Origin of the sequence: Kribbella qitaiheensis, from assembly GCF_042657745.1 — a bacterium.
Lineage (GTDB): Bacteria > Actinomycetota > Actinomycetes > Propionibacteriales > Kribbellaceae > Kribbella > Kribbella qitaiheensis.
Map to the genome: position 1 here is coordinate 59,762 of NZ_JBHSKE010000054.1, position 14,937 is coordinate 74,698.

At 68.5% G+C, this 14,937-nt stretch carries 17 protein-coding genes; 11 read left to right on the forward strand and 6 right to left on the reverse strand.

All coding sequences use genetic code 11. The features are described 5' to 3' along the window. Positions 1 to 63 precede the first annotated feature (63 nt). Positions 64 to 723 carry a KpsF/GutQ family sugar-phosphate isomerase gene (locus ACFPJ1_RS32735; protein ID WP_380109917.1) on the reverse strand — a complete coding sequence of 220 codons (660 nt, stop codon included), beginning with the start codon at positions 721 to 723 and terminating at the stop codon, positions 64 to 66. A 246-nt stretch (positions 724 to 969) separates the two neighbouring features. Between ACFPJ1_RS32735 and ACFPJ1_RS32740 the strand changes: the two genes are divergently transcribed. Genes ACFPJ1_RS32740 through ACFPJ1_RS32750 form a run of 3 tightly spaced genes read left to right on the forward strand, consistent with a single transcriptional unit; the run spans position 970 to position 4,115 of the window. After that, positions 970 to 2,871: an ABC transporter substrate-binding protein gene (locus tag ACFPJ1_RS32740; protein ID WP_380109919.1), complete on the forward strand. Its 1,902-nt coding sequence runs from the start codon at positions 970 to 972 to the stop codon at positions 2,869 to 2,871. Continuing rightward, a complete protein-coding gene (locus ACFPJ1_RS32745; RefSeq protein WP_380110101.1) occupies positions 2,765 to 3,328 on the forward strand; it encodes a carbohydrate ABC transporter permease in 564 nt (187 codons plus the stop codon). The genes ACFPJ1_RS32740 and ACFPJ1_RS32745 overlap by 107 nt, the downstream gene beginning before the upstream one ends. Further along, positions 3,318 to 4,115, forward strand: a complete 798-nt coding sequence (locus tag ACFPJ1_RS32750; RefSeq protein WP_380109921.1) for a carbohydrate ABC transporter permease — start codon at positions 3,318 to 3,320, stop codon at positions 4,113 to 4,115. The genes ACFPJ1_RS32745 and ACFPJ1_RS32750 overlap by 11 nt, the downstream gene beginning before the upstream one ends. 164 nt (positions 4,116 to 4,279) lie before the next feature. Here ACFPJ1_RS32750 and ACFPJ1_RS32755 read toward each other — a convergent pair whose 3' ends face one another. The 3 genes from ACFPJ1_RS32755 to ACFPJ1_RS32765 form a co-directional block, all read right to left on the reverse strand. Beyond that, complete coding sequence (locus tag ACFPJ1_RS32755; RefSeq protein WP_380109922.1) at positions 4,280 to 5,005, reverse strand: ABC transporter permease subunit; 726 nt, start codon at positions 5,003 to 5,005, stop codon at positions 4,280 to 4,282. Then, complete coding sequence (locus tag ACFPJ1_RS32760; RefSeq protein WP_380109925.1) at positions 5,002 to 5,982, reverse strand: ABC transporter ATP-binding protein; 981 nt, start codon at positions 5,980 to 5,982, stop codon at positions 5,002 to 5,004. Before ACFPJ1_RS32760 ends, ACFPJ1_RS32755 begins: the two co-directional genes overlap by 4 nt. A gap of 133 nt (positions 5,983 to 6,115) precedes the next feature. Beyond that, positions 6,116 to 6,790 carry a maleylpyruvate isomerase family mycothiol-dependent enzyme gene (locus ACFPJ1_RS32765; RefSeq protein ID WP_380109927.1) on the reverse strand — a complete coding sequence of 225 codons (675 nt, stop codon included), beginning with the start codon at positions 6,788 to 6,790 and terminating at the stop codon, positions 6,116 to 6,118. Positions 6,791 to 6,886: 96 nt separating this feature from the next. Here ACFPJ1_RS32765 and ACFPJ1_RS32770 point away from each other — a divergent pair, with 96 nt between their 5' ends. From ACFPJ1_RS32770 to ACFPJ1_RS32800, 7 genes are all read left to right on the forward strand, one after another. Further along, positions 6,887 to 7,489 (forward strand): CGNR zinc finger domain-containing protein, encoded by a 603-nt coding sequence (locus tag ACFPJ1_RS32770; RefSeq protein ID WP_380109929.1) that lies wholly within the window; start codon positions 6,887 to 6,889, stop codon positions 7,487 to 7,489. Positions 7,490 to 7,630: 141 nt separating this feature from the next. Next, on the forward strand, positions 7,631 to 8,320 hold the full coding sequence (locus ACFPJ1_RS32775; protein ID WP_380109931.1) for a VOC family protein: 690 nt from the start codon (positions 7,631 to 7,633) through the stop codon (positions 8,318 to 8,320). Then, positions 8,320 to 9,381 (forward strand): succinyl-diaminopimelate desuccinylase, encoded by a 1,062-nt coding sequence (dapE, locus tag ACFPJ1_RS32780; protein ID WP_380109933.1) that lies wholly within the window; start codon positions 8,320 to 8,322, stop codon positions 9,379 to 9,381. The genes ACFPJ1_RS32775 and dapE overlap by 1 nt, the downstream gene beginning before the upstream one ends. A gap of 53 nt (positions 9,382 to 9,434) precedes the next feature. Then, the gene (locus ACFPJ1_RS32785) at positions 9,435 to 10,304 is read left to right on the forward strand and encodes an LOG family protein (protein WP_380109935.1); all 870 of its coding nucleotides are present in this window, start codon (positions 9,435 to 9,437) and stop codon (positions 10,302 to 10,304) included. 54 nt (positions 10,305 to 10,358) lie between these two features. Beyond that, positions 10,359 to 11,537: a DivIVA domain-containing protein gene (locus ACFPJ1_RS32790; RefSeq protein WP_380110103.1), complete on the forward strand. Its 1,179-nt coding sequence runs from the start codon at positions 10,359 to 10,361 to the stop codon at positions 11,535 to 11,537. Then, positions 11,537 to 11,989 carry an SRPBCC family protein gene (locus tag ACFPJ1_RS32795; RefSeq protein WP_380109937.1) on the forward strand — a complete coding sequence of 151 codons (453 nt, stop codon included), beginning with the start codon at positions 11,537 to 11,539 and terminating at the stop codon, positions 11,987 to 11,989. The genes ACFPJ1_RS32790 and ACFPJ1_RS32795 overlap by 1 nt, the downstream gene beginning before the upstream one ends. Then, positions 11,986 to 12,546, forward strand: a complete 561-nt coding sequence (locus ACFPJ1_RS32800) for a DNA-3-methyladenine glycosylase I (protein ID WP_380109939.1) — start codon at positions 11,986 to 11,988, stop codon at positions 12,544 to 12,546. The genes ACFPJ1_RS32795 and ACFPJ1_RS32800 overlap by 4 nt, the downstream gene beginning before the upstream one ends. A 347-nt stretch (positions 12,547 to 12,893) precedes the next feature. On the opposite strand, the gene ACFPJ1_RS32805 is transcribed toward ACFPJ1_RS32800, so the two are convergent. Further along, complete coding sequence (locus ACFPJ1_RS32805) at positions 12,894 to 13,685, reverse strand: enoyl-CoA hydratase/isomerase family protein (protein WP_380109941.1); 792 nt, start codon at positions 13,683 to 13,685, stop codon at positions 12,894 to 12,896. A 32-nt stretch (positions 13,686 to 13,717) separates the two neighbouring features. After that, positions 13,718 to 14,515, reverse strand: a complete 798-nt coding sequence (locus ACFPJ1_RS32810) for a PaaX family transcriptional regulator (RefSeq protein WP_132289710.1) — start codon at positions 14,513 to 14,515, stop codon at positions 13,718 to 13,720. Positions 14,516 to 14,693: 178 nt separating this feature from the next. On the opposite strand from ACFPJ1_RS32810, the gene ACFPJ1_RS32815 reads away from it, so the two are divergent. After that, positions 14,694 to 14,861 (forward strand): DUF3117 domain-containing protein, encoded by a 168-nt coding sequence (locus tag ACFPJ1_RS32815; protein ID WP_012923066.1) that lies wholly within the window; start codon positions 14,694 to 14,696, stop codon positions 14,859 to 14,861. The last annotated feature ends 76 nt before the right edge of the window (positions 14,862 to 14,937 follow it).

The window sequence follows — 14,937 nt, forward strand, 5'->3', positions numbered from 1 at the left end:
TCGCTCCGGGCGCGGATGAGGCACAACACGCGCTGCACTTGATGATGAACTCGCTCTGCTCGTTCATGCGTCCTCCCCGAGCCCGAGCAGCTTGCGGCCGAGCGCCCCGGACGGATGGAACCGCGCGAAATCGTGGTGAGTGAACTCCCGCAGTACTACGAGTGCGCAGGCGAGGGCGTCGCCCATCACCAGGGCGGCGGTGGTCGACGCGGTAGGAGCGAGGTTCAGCGGGTCGGCCTCGCGCAGCACCATGGTGTCGAGCGTGTACGTCGCCAGCTTGGCAAGGGTCGACTCCTCGGCGCCGGTCATCGCGATCACCGGGATGTCCCTCTCGGCCAGCATCCGGGCGAACGCGCAGACCTCGGCCGTCTCGCCCGACGCGGACAGCGCGAGCACCAGGTCCCGCGAGGTGACCGCGCCGGAGTCGCCGTGCAGCGCGTCGCCGGAGTGGATGAAGGTCGCCGGCGTCCCGGTCGACGCGAGCGTGGCGGCGATCTTGCGCCCGACGAGTCCGGACTTGCCGAGACCGGTGACGACCAAGTGGCCCTCGCAGGCGGCGACCGCGGTAAGCACGTCCAGGAAGACTCCGTCGAGCCGGCCCGCTAGCGCCGAGACCGCGGCGGCCTCGGTCTCGATCGCGTTCCGGGCAGCGTCGAGCCCCCGGGTGACCAGGTCCCGCGGCAGTTCGTCGGCCGTGCGCTGGGCGTTCGCACGGTTCGGCACAACTGGCATCCTCGACCCGCTTTCCCGTCAATCGTCAGAAATCGATTTCCGAAGACTAGGCAGCCGAATGAGCGAGTGTCAACGTCTGCACCCTGGTCGAAACGCGGTGAGTCTGTTCCAAATAAGGCGGATCGCGACCTTCGATCAAAATCGACCGGCTGTAAGTCTTGACCACTCCGGGCGGCACTCGTAGATTGCGTGAAATCGATTGCCCGTCTGGGCCGGACGAGACCCCTGGAGCTCCTGATGTCCGCAACCTCCCCCAGAAAACTGGTGCAGCCCGCTAGGTCGGTCAGCCGGCGATCCGTGCTGCGCGGCGGCCTCGGCGCGCTGGCAGCGTCGGCCGTCGGTGGACCGCTGCTGACCGCCTGCGGTGGCGACGACGCCGGTGGTGGGAACGGCAAGGAGATGTCGTTCTGGAACTTCTACGGGCCGGCCGACGACAACGGTCCGCAGAGCAAGTGGTTCGTCTCGCTCGCGGAGCAGTGGAACGCGAACAATGACGTGAAGGTCAAGCTGCGCTACATCCCCGGCAAGGACTACCTCAGCGGCACCACGCTGCAGACGGCGTTCCAGTCGGGGCAGGGCCCGGACATCTTCCTGATCAGCCCGGGCGATTTCCTTCGCTACTACAACGGCGGTGTGCTGCAGGATCTGTCCTCGGTGCTGCCGGCCGAGTCGAAGTCGGACTACCTGCCGGGTCTGCTGGAGGCGCGCAGTGTCGACGGCAAGATCTACGGCCTGCCGATGGAGATCGAGCCGCTTGCGATGTACTACAGCGAGACCGCGTTCGAGAAGGCGGGCCTGTCCGAGGCCGACCTGCCGAAGACCTGGGACCAGACGCTGGCCGTCGCGCAGAAGCTGACCGGTGACAAGCGCAACGGCGTGATGTTCGAGACGCTGCCGGGCTACTACCAGAACTTCACCTGGTACCCGTTCCTCTGGCAGGGCGACGGCACCCCGATCAAGGACGGCAAGGTCGCCTTCGACTCGCCGGCCGCAGTACAGGCGCTCAAGTTCTGGCAGGACACGATCAAGAACAAGGTGGCTCCGCGCAAGGCCCTCGGCGACGGCGGCGGTGACGTCGTTTCCAACCTCGGCTCGGGCGCGGTCGCGATGCAGCAGAGCGGGATCTGGGCCGTCTCGGACCTGCGCACCAAGGCGAAGAACTTCAAGTACGGGATCATCCCGCACCCGACGCCCGACGGTGGCAAGCCGGCCACCGACCTCGGCGGCTGGGCCTTCGTGGCGAACTCCAAGGGCAAGAACCCCGAGGCCGCGGCCAAGTTCATCACCTGGGCGCTCGGCTCGACCGATGCCGAGGGCGTCGAGCGGCAGCGGCAGTGGAACACCGTGGTGAAGACCAACGTGCCGCCGCGCAAGTCGGTCCAGCAGGCCGCGGACGCCAAGGGCGCCTTCGCCGAGGGCGCGCTGAAGAAGTTCGTCAGCGAGATCGCGCCGACCGGCAAGCCGGAGCCGCGGTTCCCACCGGAGGTGTACCAGCCGATCGCGGACGCGATCCAGGCGTGCCAGCTGAACGGCGCCGACCCAGGCAAGGCGGCGGCTGACGCGGCGCAGAAGATCGACACCTTCCTGAAGACCTACCAGGGCGCGCCCATCACATGCGGCGACGACCAGCGCACCACCGTCCGAGCCGCAGGTGTTGGCTCGGACGGCTCGCGAGAAGACGCCGATGACGAAGAAGCGGCGCGAGGCCCTGGCGGCGTACGCGTTCCTCGCGCCGGACGTCCTCGGCCTGCTGATCTTCGTCGCCGTACCGATGGTGCTGGCCTTCGGCGTCGCGTTCTTCAAGGTCGACGGCTTCGGCAACTACCAGGTCGACGGCTTCGGCAACTACCAGTACGTCGGCCTGGCCAACTACAAGCTGATGGGTTCCGACGACCAACTCTGGGCGTCGCTGAAGATCACCGCCATCTACGTGGTCGCCTTCGTGCCGATCGCCTTCGTGGTGAGCTTCGCGTTGGCGATGCTGGTCCGCAACCACTTCAAGGGGATCGGCTGGGTCAGGTCCGCGTTCTTCCTGCCGAACGTCGTCAGCCTGGTCGTGGTGGGCCTGATCTGGCAGTTCCTGCTGGTCGACAAGCGCGGCGCGATCTCGAACCTGCTGGCACCGCTCGGCCTGGGTGACGTGTCCTTCCTCGGTACGCCGTCCCTCGCGCTCGGCACCTATGTGGTGATCAGCGTCTGGTTCCTGATGGGCTACCAGATGCTGGTCTTCCTGGCCGGGCTGAAGGACGTCCCGAAGGAGCTCGAGGACGCGGCCGAGATCGACGGCGCAAGCGCCTGGCAGCGGTTCCGGCACGTGATCTGGCCGTTGCTGCGGCCGACCAGCTTCTTCATCGTGGTGAACTCGACCATTGGTGCGGTGACCGGTCTGCAGGCGTTCGACCTGGTCTACGTGCTCACCAAGGGCGGTCCGGCTCGGGCCACCAGCACGGTGGTGCTCTACATCTACGAGCAGGCGTTCACCTTCAACAACATGGGGTACGCCGCCGCTCTGACCACGGTCGTCGTCGGAATCCTCGTGCTCTGCACCGGCCTGATGTTCGCCTTCACGCGAGGAGGTCGCTTCGATGAGGACTAGGCTTTTCCCGATCCTCGCCCATGTGCTGGCGATCATCGCGGTCGCTCCGCTGTTGTGGATCCTGATCAGCGCGCTGAAGCCGGCCGAGGACGTGTTCTCCTTCGGCTGGCCGTCGACCTGGACGCTCGACAACCTGCAGTACGTGCTGCTGAAGATCCCGTTGCCGACCTTCTTGATGAACAGCGCGATCGTCTCCGTGGTGGTGACGGTGGTGGCGTTGTTCTTCCACTCGATGGCGGCGTACGCGCTCGCCCGGCTGCGGTTCCCCGGCCGCGGGATCATCTTCTCCGGCATCATGTCGACGCTGCTCGTGTCGCTGCCGGTGATCCTGGTGCCGCTGTTCCTGGTGGCCAAGCAACTCGGTCTGCTGGACAGCTACGCCGGGCTGATCGTGCCGAGCATCTTCCATGCCTTCGGCATCTTCCTGCTCCGGCAGTACTACCTGAACATCCCGCGCGAGCTGGAGGAAGCGGCCGACCTGGACGGCTGCGGTTACTGGCGGCGGTACTGGAGCGTCATCCTGCCGCTGAGCCGGCCCGTACTCGCCTCGCTGTCCGTGCTCTTCTTCCTGGCCAACTGGAACGCGTTCCTCTGGCCGCTGACCATCACCCGCAACCCGGACCTGCGGGTGATCCAGCTCGGCATCTCCGGCATGCAGGGCCAGTACGCCTCGGCCTGGAACCTCATCCTCGCGGCCGCGGTGATCGCGGCCATCCCGACCGTCGTGGTGTTCGTCGCCGGCCAGAAGCGCCTGGTCGACGCAATGAAGACCACAGGCCTCAAATAGCCCGAAAGGCAATTCATGAAGCGTGGGGCTCTACTCGCCGTATACGAGGTCACTGTCCATGCCGGCTTCACCGCTCCCGGCGTCGACACGTTCATCCAGGTCGACGACTTCACCGTCTCGTAGGCCGGTCCGGCTGTCGCATCGGGCCCTGAGCTGACGGCAGCTCAGGGCTTGGTGCCTGTGATGAGGCGTTCGCGGTCGAACATGGCAGACACGATCCGCCAGCCGAGGCCATCGAGCACCAGCAGCAGCACGGCGAGGCCGATCGCAAGACCGACGGTCGCAGGGATGATGTCGTACGCCACGAGCGTCGACACCGCGACCGACGGGAGACTCGCGAGCATGCCGAGCTGCTGCGCGACCCTGACATCGCTCGACCGCGCCGAGATGGCGATGCCGACCCAGATCGACCAGCCGGCGAGCAGCGGCGTGAAGAGCACCTGGGCGACGAGTTCCGGGCCTTTGAACAGGGCCGATGCCACAGCCGGAGCTGCGAACACCCCGACGCAGGCGAGAACAAGCGCGTAGACCGCGAAAGAGATCGCGACTGACGGAACGAAGGACGCCAGCGCCTTGCCCAGCAGGAACTCCTCGCCACGGATCGGCGTCGTGAGCACAGGCTCGAGCGTGCCCTGCTGACGCTCGCCGACCACCGAGTACGCCGCGATCAAGGCCGGCACGACCGCCGGTATGCCCAGCAGGTACAGCAGAGAGTTGCCCTGCGCGAGGGCGTCCGCGGATGACGCCGGTACGGCGAAGACGGCGATCAGCGGGTTGATGGCGAAGATCAAGGGGAGGACAGCCATCGCCGCGACGATCGAGGTGTTGCGCCGGTACTCGCGCAGCTCCTTGCGGAAGACAGCCCTGACCCTCCTCCAGCTCACGCTCATCTCCGGCCTACCTCGCTGTCCTCGTCGATGAGCTCGAGGTAGATGTCCTCGAGGGAGTGGTACGACTCGCTGATCGACAAGACGTCCGCGCCGGCAGCCACGAGAGCGCGGGTGACGGCCGGGGCGGCGACGGCAGTGTCGGACACGGAGACGACGTACGCACCGGCATCTCTCTCGCGCCAGCCGTCGACAGCCGGGAGGCCGTCAAAGACGCGCCCCGGCTCCGGGAGCGGGACGAGCGTTCTGACGGCCAGTGTCTTGGCGAACAGCTGTTCGCGGAGGTCAGCCGGCCGGCCGATCGTTCGCAGCGTCGTGTTCAGGATCGCTACGCGGTCGCAGAGGCGTTCGGCCTCCTCGAGCCGGTGCGTCGTGAGGAAGATCGTCACGCCGCGCTTCCGGAGTTCGTCGATCAGCTCGTGGACGTCGCGGGCGCCGACCGGGTCGAGCCCGGACGTCGGCTCGTCGAGAAACAACACCTCGGGGTCGCTGAGCAGCGCCCTCGCCAGGGCGACCCGCTGGCGCAGACCCTTGGACAAGGTGCCGCAGGCGTCGCCGGCCCGGTCGGTCAGGTCGACGGCTTGCAGGGCATCGTCGATGCGAGCCTTCAAGCCGGGCGTCTCGTAGAGGTCTCCGTAGCATTCAAGGTTCTCCATCACGCTCAGGCGGAGATACAGGCCCGGCGACTCAGGCACGATGGCGATCCGCCGGCGGATCTCCACTCCGTTCTCAGCCGCCAGCGGGATTCCGGCAACAGTCGCCGAGCCCGAGGTCGGTGCGACGAGAGTGCCGAGCGTCCGCACGGTCGTCGTCTTCCCCGCGCCGTTCGGGCCCAGGAAGCCGAAGACCTCGCCATACCCAACCTCGAAGAACACATCCTGGAACGCGATCCTGTCGCCGAAGCGCTTGCCCAGCCCACGGACGGACAGCGCCGGCGTACCTGTCGTCCGGTCCGCTGACATCAGTTTCCCCGAGCTCACGAAGCCGTCACCTCGCAGCCGCCAATGGATGTGGACCGCCGCAGACAACCTTAGACCCGTGCCGGAAACCCACTGTCGGTTCACCGCCGATCCGTGAGCCAAGGGTTGGGGCGGCTGGTTTCACGCTGGGTGGTCAGGGCCAGGGGAGGAGGGCCGGGGCGGGGCCGGTGAGGTTGTTGACGGGGGTGCGGCCGGCGAACCAGGCGGTGAGGTCTTGGAGGGTGCCTGTGAGGAGGACGGGGGTGCCTTCGCCGCGTTCCCAGCGAGTGTCGCCGGCTTGCAGGATCAGGCGGGTGCCTTCGGGGGTGCGTGGGCGGAGGAAGTCGAGCAGGTGGAGGCAGAACTCCGTTGACCACTGGTCGCTGGTCGGCTCCAGTGCCAGGTCGACGGTGTGGATCTCGATCTCGCGCCAGGCCGTGTAGACGGTGTCCGCGAGCGTGCCGTCGCGGTGGAGGACTGGGCGGCTCCAGTCGTCCACCCGATCCCAGGCGCCGAGCAACCCCTTGGTCGCCCGGCTCACGTGCTGCTTGAGCTCGTCGGCCGATCTCCCCGCCCCTGCTTCGATCGCGGCCTCCCGCGCCGGCCGGCCTCCGTCGTACATCTCGATCAGTCGGCCCGCGAGCGCCTCCTCGACCTGGCGCGTCATCGCCTCGCTGAAGTACGCGATGTGCGTCAGCACGTGCTCCCGCGACCACCCCGGCAGCCCCGATGACGCCCGTACCGCGGTGTCGTCGACCTCGACCAGTACTGCGTTCAGTCGCTCGGTGGCATCTCTCACCGCGGGGATTACTGCCACCTCAGGGCTCATCGGCTGTTCCTAACGGTAGATCGACCTGATTCCGTTAGAGACCCTAGACGGCAGACTCATATGGCAGCAAGAGGCTTTCCCATTAGACTCGCCGCCATGAGCGCGCTGGCCTTCGAACTCGCCGCCACGATCCGCCACGACGGGCATGGCGGAATCGCGGACAGCCTGGAGACGGACGCCGGCGTACGGGAGTGGGTCCACCACAACACCCCGCTCGTCGAGAATGTGCTCGGCCGACCGTTCGACCCTGGCGCACTGCCCGCGGGTGATGCGCTCGGGGCACCGCTCCACGAGATCCGGCGAGCCGTCAGGTCACTCTTCGCCCGAGCCGTCAGCCCCGCGCCACCGAGCCGCGCCGACGCGAACACCCTTCTCGCCCCGGCGACAGCCCTCCGCCTCCTCAACACGGCCGCCGACGAACTGGGTACCGCCCACCTCACCTGGCCCGACGACGGCGACCCGATCACCCACTGGTCCCGCCGAGCTTCGGAGCCGCTCCCACTCCTCCTGGGCGCGATCGGCCGCTCTGGCATCGACTTCCTCACCGGCCCCGACCGCCCCCGCCTCCGAGCCTGCCCAGCCGCCCGCTGCGTCAAGTACTTCCTCCAAGACGACCCCCGCCAGACCTGGTGCTCCCCGAAGTGCGGCAACCGAGAACGAGTCAACCGCCACTACCACCGCAAACAGACAGCTAGCTGAGCTGCTCCGTCCTGTACGACGGTGGCCAGGCCTCGCATCGAACACGGGGCATGAAACCCGGGACGGCTCCGATCGCCAGCACGCCTCGGGTACGGGCATGGAGGGAGCTGCGTGGGGCGACCGAAGCACTAGCCTTTGGGGATGAGTCTGGCTCGGTTCAAGGATTTGTGTCTGGACGTCGCCTCTCCTAGTGCGATGACGTCCTTCTGGGGGCGAGTGGTGGGGTTGACGTCGCCTGCGGACAATCCGCAGGTGCTGGTCGGGGATCGGCCGGAGAAGACGATCTGGATCAACAAGGTGACCGAGCCGCCGACGGTGAAGCAGCGGGTGCACCTCGACCTGCACACCAGTTCGATCGAGGAGCTCGAGCGGCTCGGGGCGAAGGTGCGGAGTCCGATCACGGACGAGCAGCAATGGGCGGTGATGGAGGACCCGGAGGGCGGGGAGTTCTGCGGATTCGTGCGGGACAAGGTTCCGGCGTACAGGCTGATGGAGCTCGTGGTCGACGTGGCGGATCCCGAGGCCCAGGCGCGATGGTGGGCCGGCGTGGTCGGCGGTGAGGTCACGAACAACTCGGGCAAGCCGTACTACTGGCTGGAGAACGTGCCCGGACTGCCGTTCCCGTACTGGGTATTCGTGCCGGTGCCCGAGCCGAAGACGGTGAAGAACCGGATCCACTGGGACGTGACGGCGGACGACCTGCAGCGGGTGCTCGACGCGGGTGCGACACTGCTGCGGCGCAAGGACGACGAGATCGGCTGGCACGTGTGCGCCGATCCGGAGGGCAACGAGTTCTGCGTGTTCCTGCCCCCAGCTGTAGAGGAAGACTGATGGCCAAGCTCGATCTCACCGTCTCCGGACCGGACCTCACCCAGGCGCTGGTCGACATCCCTTCGGTGAGCGGCACCGAGGAGGAGCTCGCGGACGCGGTCGAGGCGGCGCTGTCGGCCTTCGCGCACCTGACCGTGTCGCGGCACGGCAACACGGTCGTCGCCCGGACCGACCTCGGCCGGGACGAGCGGATCGTGATCGCGGGGCACCTGGACACGGTGCCGCTGAACGACAACCTGCCGTCCCGCCGCGCGGACGGGCTGATCCACGGCCTCGGCGCCTGCGACATGAAGGGCGGCGTCGCGGTGGCGCTCCGGCTGGCTGCCACGCTGGCCGAGCCGAACCGCGACATCACCTACGTCTTCTACGACTGCGAGGAGATCGAAGCGGAGCGGAACGGCCTGTTCAAGCTGACCCAGACGCACCCCGAGCTGCTGCAGGGCGTGTTCGCCGTGGTGATGGAGCCGTCGAACGCGGTGGTCGAGGCCGGCTGTCAGGGCACCATGCGGGTCGAGGTGACCACCCGCGGCGAGCGAGCGCACTCCGCCCGCTCCTGGATGGGGAAGAACGCGATCCACGCCGCCGGGGAGGTCCTCGCCAGGCTGGCGGCGTACGAGCCGCGGCGGGTGCCGATCGACGGCCTCGAGTACCGCGAGGGGCTGAACGCGGTCGCCATCAGCGGCGGCGTCGCGGGCAACGTAGTACCGGATCTGTGCACGGTGACGGTGAACTACCGGTTCGCGCCGAGCCGGTCGGAGGCGGAGGCCGAGGCGCACCTGCGGGAGGTTTTCGAGGGGTTCGAGCTCGCCTTCACGGACACCGCGCCGGGTGGGCTGCCGGGGCTGGAGCGGCCCGCTGCGGCGGCGTTCCTGCGGGTGGTCGGCGGTGAGCCGCAACCCAAGTTCGGCTGGACGGACGTGGCCCGGTTCACCCTGCTGGGGGTGCCCGCGGTGAATTACGGGCCGGGTGACCCGCTGCTCGCGCACAAGCAGGAGGAGTTCGTGCCGGAGGCGGAGATCGAGCAGTGTGAACAGCGGCTGAGGACTTGGTTGACGGCGTAGGGCGCGCCCGGTTCCGGCACGTCCGTACCTGGTCCGCCCACTAATCTGGGGGTATGGCAGAACCATCGATCCACCCCGACCGTCCCCAGGGCTCGCAGCAACGCGGCCCGGTGGTCATGCGGCGCAAGCAGGTGCAGCAGTCGACGTCGGAGCAGCGGCTGCTCGACAGCCGTGGACCGTCGGACTGGGTGCACACCGATCCCTGGCGTGTACTGCGGATCCAGTCGGAGTTCATCGAGGGCTTCGGCATGCTCGCCGAGCTCGGGCCCGCCATCAGCGTGTTCGGCTCGGCCCGGACCAAGCCTGACGATCCGATGTACCGCGCGGCGGAGGAGTGCGGCCGCAAGCTGGTCGCCGCCGGGTACGCGGTGATCACCGGCGGCGGGCCGGGTGTGATGGAGGCGGCGAACAAGGGTGCCTCCGAGGCGGGCGGCGTGTCCGTCGGGCTCGGCATCGAACTGCCCTTCGAGAACGGCCTGAACGAGTGGGTCGACATCGGGATGAACTTCCGCTACTTCTTCACCCGCAAGACGATGTTCGTCAAGTACGCGCAGGGTTTCGTGGTGATGCCGGGCGGGTTCGGCACCCTGGACGAGCTGTTCGAGGCGCTCACCCTGGCCCAGACCCGCAAGGTCACCTCGTTCCCGGTGGTGCTCTTCGGTACGTCGTACTGGAGCGGGCTGGCGGACTGGCTGCGCGAGACGATGCTTGCCGACGGCAAGATTTCCGCGGCCGACCTGGAAATGTTCACCATCACCGACGACGTGGACGAGGCGATCAGCTACATCATCAAGGCCGGCGAGATGGCCGACGCTGCCGCCGAGGAGGCCGCTGCGGCCGCCGCTCGGGATGTGGCGGAGGCCGACAGCCCGGAAGCCCGCGAGCGGCGTGAGGCGCACCGGCTGGGCTCGGATGGCAGTTGATTCCTGTAGCGGTTGTGCGGTGAGGCCCACCGACATGGCACGATCGGTCACGTGATGTGGTTCTTCGGGCTCATTGTCGTGCTCCTGATCGGAGCGGTTGCCGTCGTCGCCTCGGGGCGGTGGGGCGGCATGAGTACTGCGTACGACGACCGGCCCGACATGTCCGTGCCCGCTCGGCAAGCGCTCACCGCGGCTGATCTCGAGACGGCCAGGTTCGGCGTCGGGCTGCGCGGCTACCGGATGGACGAGGTCGACACGCTGCTCGAACGGGTCGCCCGGGAGGTCGCCGAGCGCGACCGCCGGATCGCCGACCTCGAGCGCGCCGTCACCCCGATCCTGCACGGCCCGGAAGGCGCGGGCTTCACCTCCCGCTCCGAGTACGCCGCCGCAGACTTCGACGACACCGGCTTCCAGAAACCCATCCTGGTAGGCGGCGACTTCCCCGAACCCACCCCAGACCCCGTATCGCCGGAGTCGCCCGCTGCCGAGCCGGCCGTTGCCGACCCCGCGCCCGCTCAGGCCGAGGCGGTTGCAGCCGAGCCCGCCGCTGCAGAGTCCGCGCCCGCTACCGACCAGGGCGTCCCGGTCGAGCCTGCCCGGACAGATGCGCTCACAACAGATGCGCTCTCACCCGAACCGACGTCGCCCGAGCCGACTACCGCCGAGCCCGCCACGGCCGAGATCACGGCAGTCGACCAGCCCGCGGTCCCAGCGGACCCCGCTGTAGCTGAACCCGCGCAGGCGAGCGCGCCCGCCGCAGACACCGCATCAGCGAGCGCGGCTCCCTCAGGCACCGCACCCGCGAGCGCGGCGGCCGCAGTACCGGCGAGCGAGGTCGGTGCGGCAGAGGCAGCTCCTCAGCCTGTTGCTGAGCGGGAGCAGCCCGCGGCCCCAGTCCAGCAGGCTGGCGGCGAGGGTGAGCCGCAGCCGATGGCAGACGAGCGGGAACAGCAGGACGAGCGGGAGCACGAAGTAGGGTCGGTTCTGGATGATCAGCCGGAGCCGCCGGCCCAGGTTGCGTTGCCGCCGTTGTTGCAGGAACTGGTGCACACGAACTACGACGACGAGCCCGAGCCGGAGCCGTGGTTCCAGGCCAAGGAGCCGCCGCCGGACCACAACAGCGTGCAGGCCCCGAACGCAGCCGAGGACGAGCCGGGAGTCAACGGCGACGAGACGACTCGGGGTCGGCACTCTTCGGCCCCTGACGTCAACGTCCCGCAGCGGCCGAACTGATGACCGCCGACGAGCCGACCTGCCATGCAGAGGCGTCGATCGACCTGCCGCTGGACCCGCAGGCCGCCTGGGACGCGGTGATGGACTGGGATGCCCAGTCGGAGTGGATGGTCCTGACCCGCGTCTGGGCGACCGAGAACCAGGGCCGCGGCCTCGGCGGTGGAGTCGCCGCGCGCACAAGTGTCGGTCCGCTCGGCTTCACTGACGACATGGTCATCACACAATGGGATCCGCCGCGCGAGTGCACGGTGAAGCACCTCGGCACCATCGTCCGCGGTACCGGCACCTTCGCTGTCACCCCCGCGCCGGCCGGCAGCACCTTCACCTGGTCCGAGGACGTCATCCCGCCGCTCGGGCGACCCGGGCGCATCGGCTGGACGCTGGTCCGGCCCGGCTTCGAGCTGATGATGAGGACGTCCCTGAAGCGCCTCGAGAACAAGGTCATCCGGTGACCGTGGCCGGCCCCGACGGTCAGCCGCGCTGCAGCTGGGCGACGTCGGCTCCGGAGTACATCCAGTACCACGACGAGGAGTGGGGCCGGGAGATCCGCGACGACCACGGCCTGTTCGAGCGGATGACGCTGGAGGGGTTCCAGTCCGGGCTGTCCTGGATCACCATCCTCCGGAAGCGGGAGAACTTCCGGAAGGCGTTCGACAACTTCGACCCGCGGCTGATCGCGGCGTACGGGCCGGAGGACTTCGACCGGCTGATGGCCGACCCCGGCATCGTCCGCAACCGGCTCAAGGTGAACGCCACGATCTCCAACGCCCGGGCTCTCCTGGAGCTGGCGGACGGCGAGCTGACCGAGTTCCTCTGGTCGTTCCAGCCGATCGATCGTGCGGCGCCGAAGACGAGCGCCGACGTCCCGGCGACCACGCCCGAGTCCATTGCGATGTCCAAAGCCCTGAAAAAGAAGGGCTTCGTCTTCGTCGGACCGACCACCGCCTACGCCCTGATGCAAGCCACCGGCATCGTCAACGACCATCTCGCCGACTGCATCGCCCGCTAGCCGGCAACCCGCGCGCGGCCGTGTCGAAGGCGGTCCCGGTCGGCACTAAACGTCGGGATTCCCCGGCGGCTGGGCGATGTGTGCCCAGCGTGCGCGCATGAATACCCTCGGTTATTTCCCGGGCTGGCACGTCTGGGCAGGTGGGGAGCTCCGGCAATTGCCGTGGATGGGCGAGTTGCGTACGGAAGGACAGGAAGTACTGCGTGCCGCCTGCGCCTCTGCCGTCTCGGTAAGTGTGGAGGTTGGCGTCGTGAGCGACCTCCTCCTGTCGTTCGGTACGGCCGTGCCGGAGCCGCGTCCGGGTCGGCGGGAGCGGCGACAGGGGAGGTGTGGGGGCGGAGTGCTGGCTACTTGCCGTGGAAGGTGGGTTTTTGTTTGGCGACGAAGGAGGCGACCGCGTTGCGGTGGTCTTCGGTGTCGCCGGTCAGGCGCATCTTGCCGGCCTCGAACTCGAGTGCCTCGGCCAGCGTGTGCGAGGCGGAGTACCCGAGCGACTGGCGCACAGATCCGTACGCGACCGTCGGCCCGTTGGCAAGCCGGCCCGCCAGTTCGGCTGTCGCCGCCGCCAGCTCGTCAGCCGGTACGACGCTCGTCGCCAGGCCGAGCGTCAGGGCCTCAGCGGCGGGGATCGTGCGGGGGAAGTACAGGAGCTCCGTCGCGCGGGCGTGGCCGATCAGGCGGGGGAGCGTCCAGGAGATGCCGGTGTCGCAGGACAGGGCGATACCGGTGAAGGCGAGGTTGAAGCCGGCCGTGTCGGCGGCCACCCGGAAGTCGCAGGCGAAGGCCATCGACGCGCCGGCACCGGCGGCCACGCCGTTCAGCGAGGCGATCACCGGCTTCGGCATCTCGGCCAGCGCCAGTGCGATCGGGGCGAAGTGCAGGGGCACGGTGTTCCATAGCGCGTCCATGTCGTTCGCCTCGAGCAGCCCGATGTGCTCCTTCAGGTCCTGGCCGACGCAGAACGCGCGGCCGGTCCCGGTGAGCACGACGCACCGGACTGCGTCGTCCTCGGCGGCCGCCAGGACCGTGTCCCTCAGCGCCACCTTGGTCGGGGTGTCGAGGGCGTTCATCGCCTCGGGACGGTTCAGGGTGATCGTCGCGATCCCCTCGAACACGTCGTACGCGACAGAGTCACTCATCGTGGCAGGCTCCCAACAGTCGGTGAGAATATTCAGTGAATGGTCAGGCAGTTGTCGACGAAACGCCCGGCCGCGTGGCCCAGCCGTGTCGCATGGAAATCGAAGAACGCGGCCGCCCGGGTGCCGGCCCAGTCGTCCGGCAGCAGCTCGGCCGGCAGGCCCGGATCGAGGAACAGGAACTTGCGCCACTCGTGCACCAGGTTCGACCGGACCGCGAATGCCTGCTCGTCGGTGGCGTCGTCGCCGGCACTCTCGGCCAGCGCCTTCGCCTCGTTCAGCCAGGTGTCGTACGACGCGCCGAGCTCGTCGAGTCGCCAGACCCGCCGGGCGAACTCGACGGCGCCCTCGTCGACGGGCGCGCGGAACCGGTCCGCGGCGATCCCTTCCATGCCGAGGATCTGGTCCACCTCGGCATCGTTGCGCAGTCCGACCCAGGCCGCGTCGGACAGCGGAGCCCAACCCAGGAAGGCGAGTTGGCTCGCCAGCTGCTCGCGGCGGCGCGCGTTCGGCACCTCCCGGAGGATGCCGAGATGCCAGTGCCGGTCCCAGCTGCCGCGGCCGTTGCCGTCGGTCTCGGTGCGGTAGATCCGTGCGGCCGCGTCGTCGAGGCGGCGACGCGCCCGGGCGGTCAGGACATATCCGGGCTGTCCGTCGATCCGCACCGGCTCGAGCCAGCCCTGCCGGACCATCCGCGACACGGCGGTCCGAACGGCCGGTGGTTGCACGCCCAGCGGTGCGAGCAGGCGGACCAGGGCGGCCACCGGTGCACGCGCTCCACGCGCGCGCAGGTGGTCGCCGTACAGGTCGAAGAGCGCTGAACGGGCGTGCACAAGACAGGAGTCTGCCGTATGGTGCACGGCTCTGGCCTGCGATCGGGGATAATGGGTCGCGACACACACTGCGATACGCGCCGACGGCGCATCACCGCATAGAGCCGGCGACGGATTCTGTGCGGTGTCGTCGCTCAATACCGAAGAGGGCTGTTCCAATGAGGGAAGGGGTGCGCGCATGGCGGCGATGAAGCCGCGGACGGGCGATGGTCCGCTCGAGGTCACCAAGGAGGGCCGCGGGATCGTGATGCGGGTTCCGCTCGAGGGCGGCGGTCGGCTCGTCGTCGAGCTGAACGCCGACGAGGCAACCGAACTCGGGAACGCACTCAAGGCCGTCGTCGGCTGAGACGATCTCCGCGGGGTGCTCGACCCAGAGCGCACCTGCGACATCTCCACGACCCCGGTGGGTGCCTTTTGAGGCA

Coding starts and splice junctions, on each gene's coding strand:
- ACFPJ1_RS32740 (WP_380109919.1), top strand. CDS start 970: ATGTCCGCAACCTCCCCCAGAAAACTGGTGCAGCCCGCTAGGTCGGTC.
- ACFPJ1_RS32750 (WP_380109921.1), top strand. CDS start 3,318: ATGAGGACTAGGCTTTTCCCGATCCTCGCCCATGTGCTGGCGATCATC.
- ACFPJ1_RS32755 (WP_380109922.1), bottom strand. CDS start 5,005: ATGAGCGTGAGCTGGAGGAGGGTCAGGGCTGTCTTCCGCAAGGAGCTG.
- ACFPJ1_RS32765 (WP_380109927.1), bottom strand. CDS start 6,790: ATGAGCCCTGAGGTGGCAGTAATCCCCGCGGTGAGAGATGCCACCGAG.
- ACFPJ1_RS32770 (WP_380109929.1), top strand. CDS start 6,887: ATGAGCGCGCTGGCCTTCGAACTCGCCGCCACGATCCGCCACGACGGG.
- ACFPJ1_RS32775 (WP_380109931.1), top strand. CDS start 7,631: ATGAGTCTGGCTCGGTTCAAGGATTTGTGTCTGGACGTCGCCTCTCCT.
- dapE (WP_380109933.1), top strand. CDS start 8,320: ATGGCCAAGCTCGATCTCACCGTCTCCGGACCGGACCTCACCCAGGCG.
- ACFPJ1_RS32785 (WP_380109935.1), top strand. CDS start 9,435: ATGGCAGAACCATCGATCCACCCCGACCGTCCCCAGGGCTCGCAGCAA.
- ACFPJ1_RS32790 (WP_380110103.1), top strand. CDS start 10,359: ATGTGGTTCTTCGGGCTCATTGTCGTGCTCCTGATCGGAGCGGTTGCC.
- ACFPJ1_RS32795 (WP_380109937.1), top strand. CDS start 11,537: ATGACCGCCGACGAGCCGACCTGCCATGCAGAGGCGTCGATCGACCTG.
- ACFPJ1_RS32805 (WP_380109941.1), bottom strand. CDS start 13,685: ATGAGTGACTCTGTCGCGTACGACGTGTTCGAGGGGATCGCGACGATC.
- ACFPJ1_RS32815 (WP_012923066.1), top strand. CDS start 14,694: ATGGCGGCGATGAAGCCGCGGACGGGCGATGGTCCGCTCGAGGTCACC.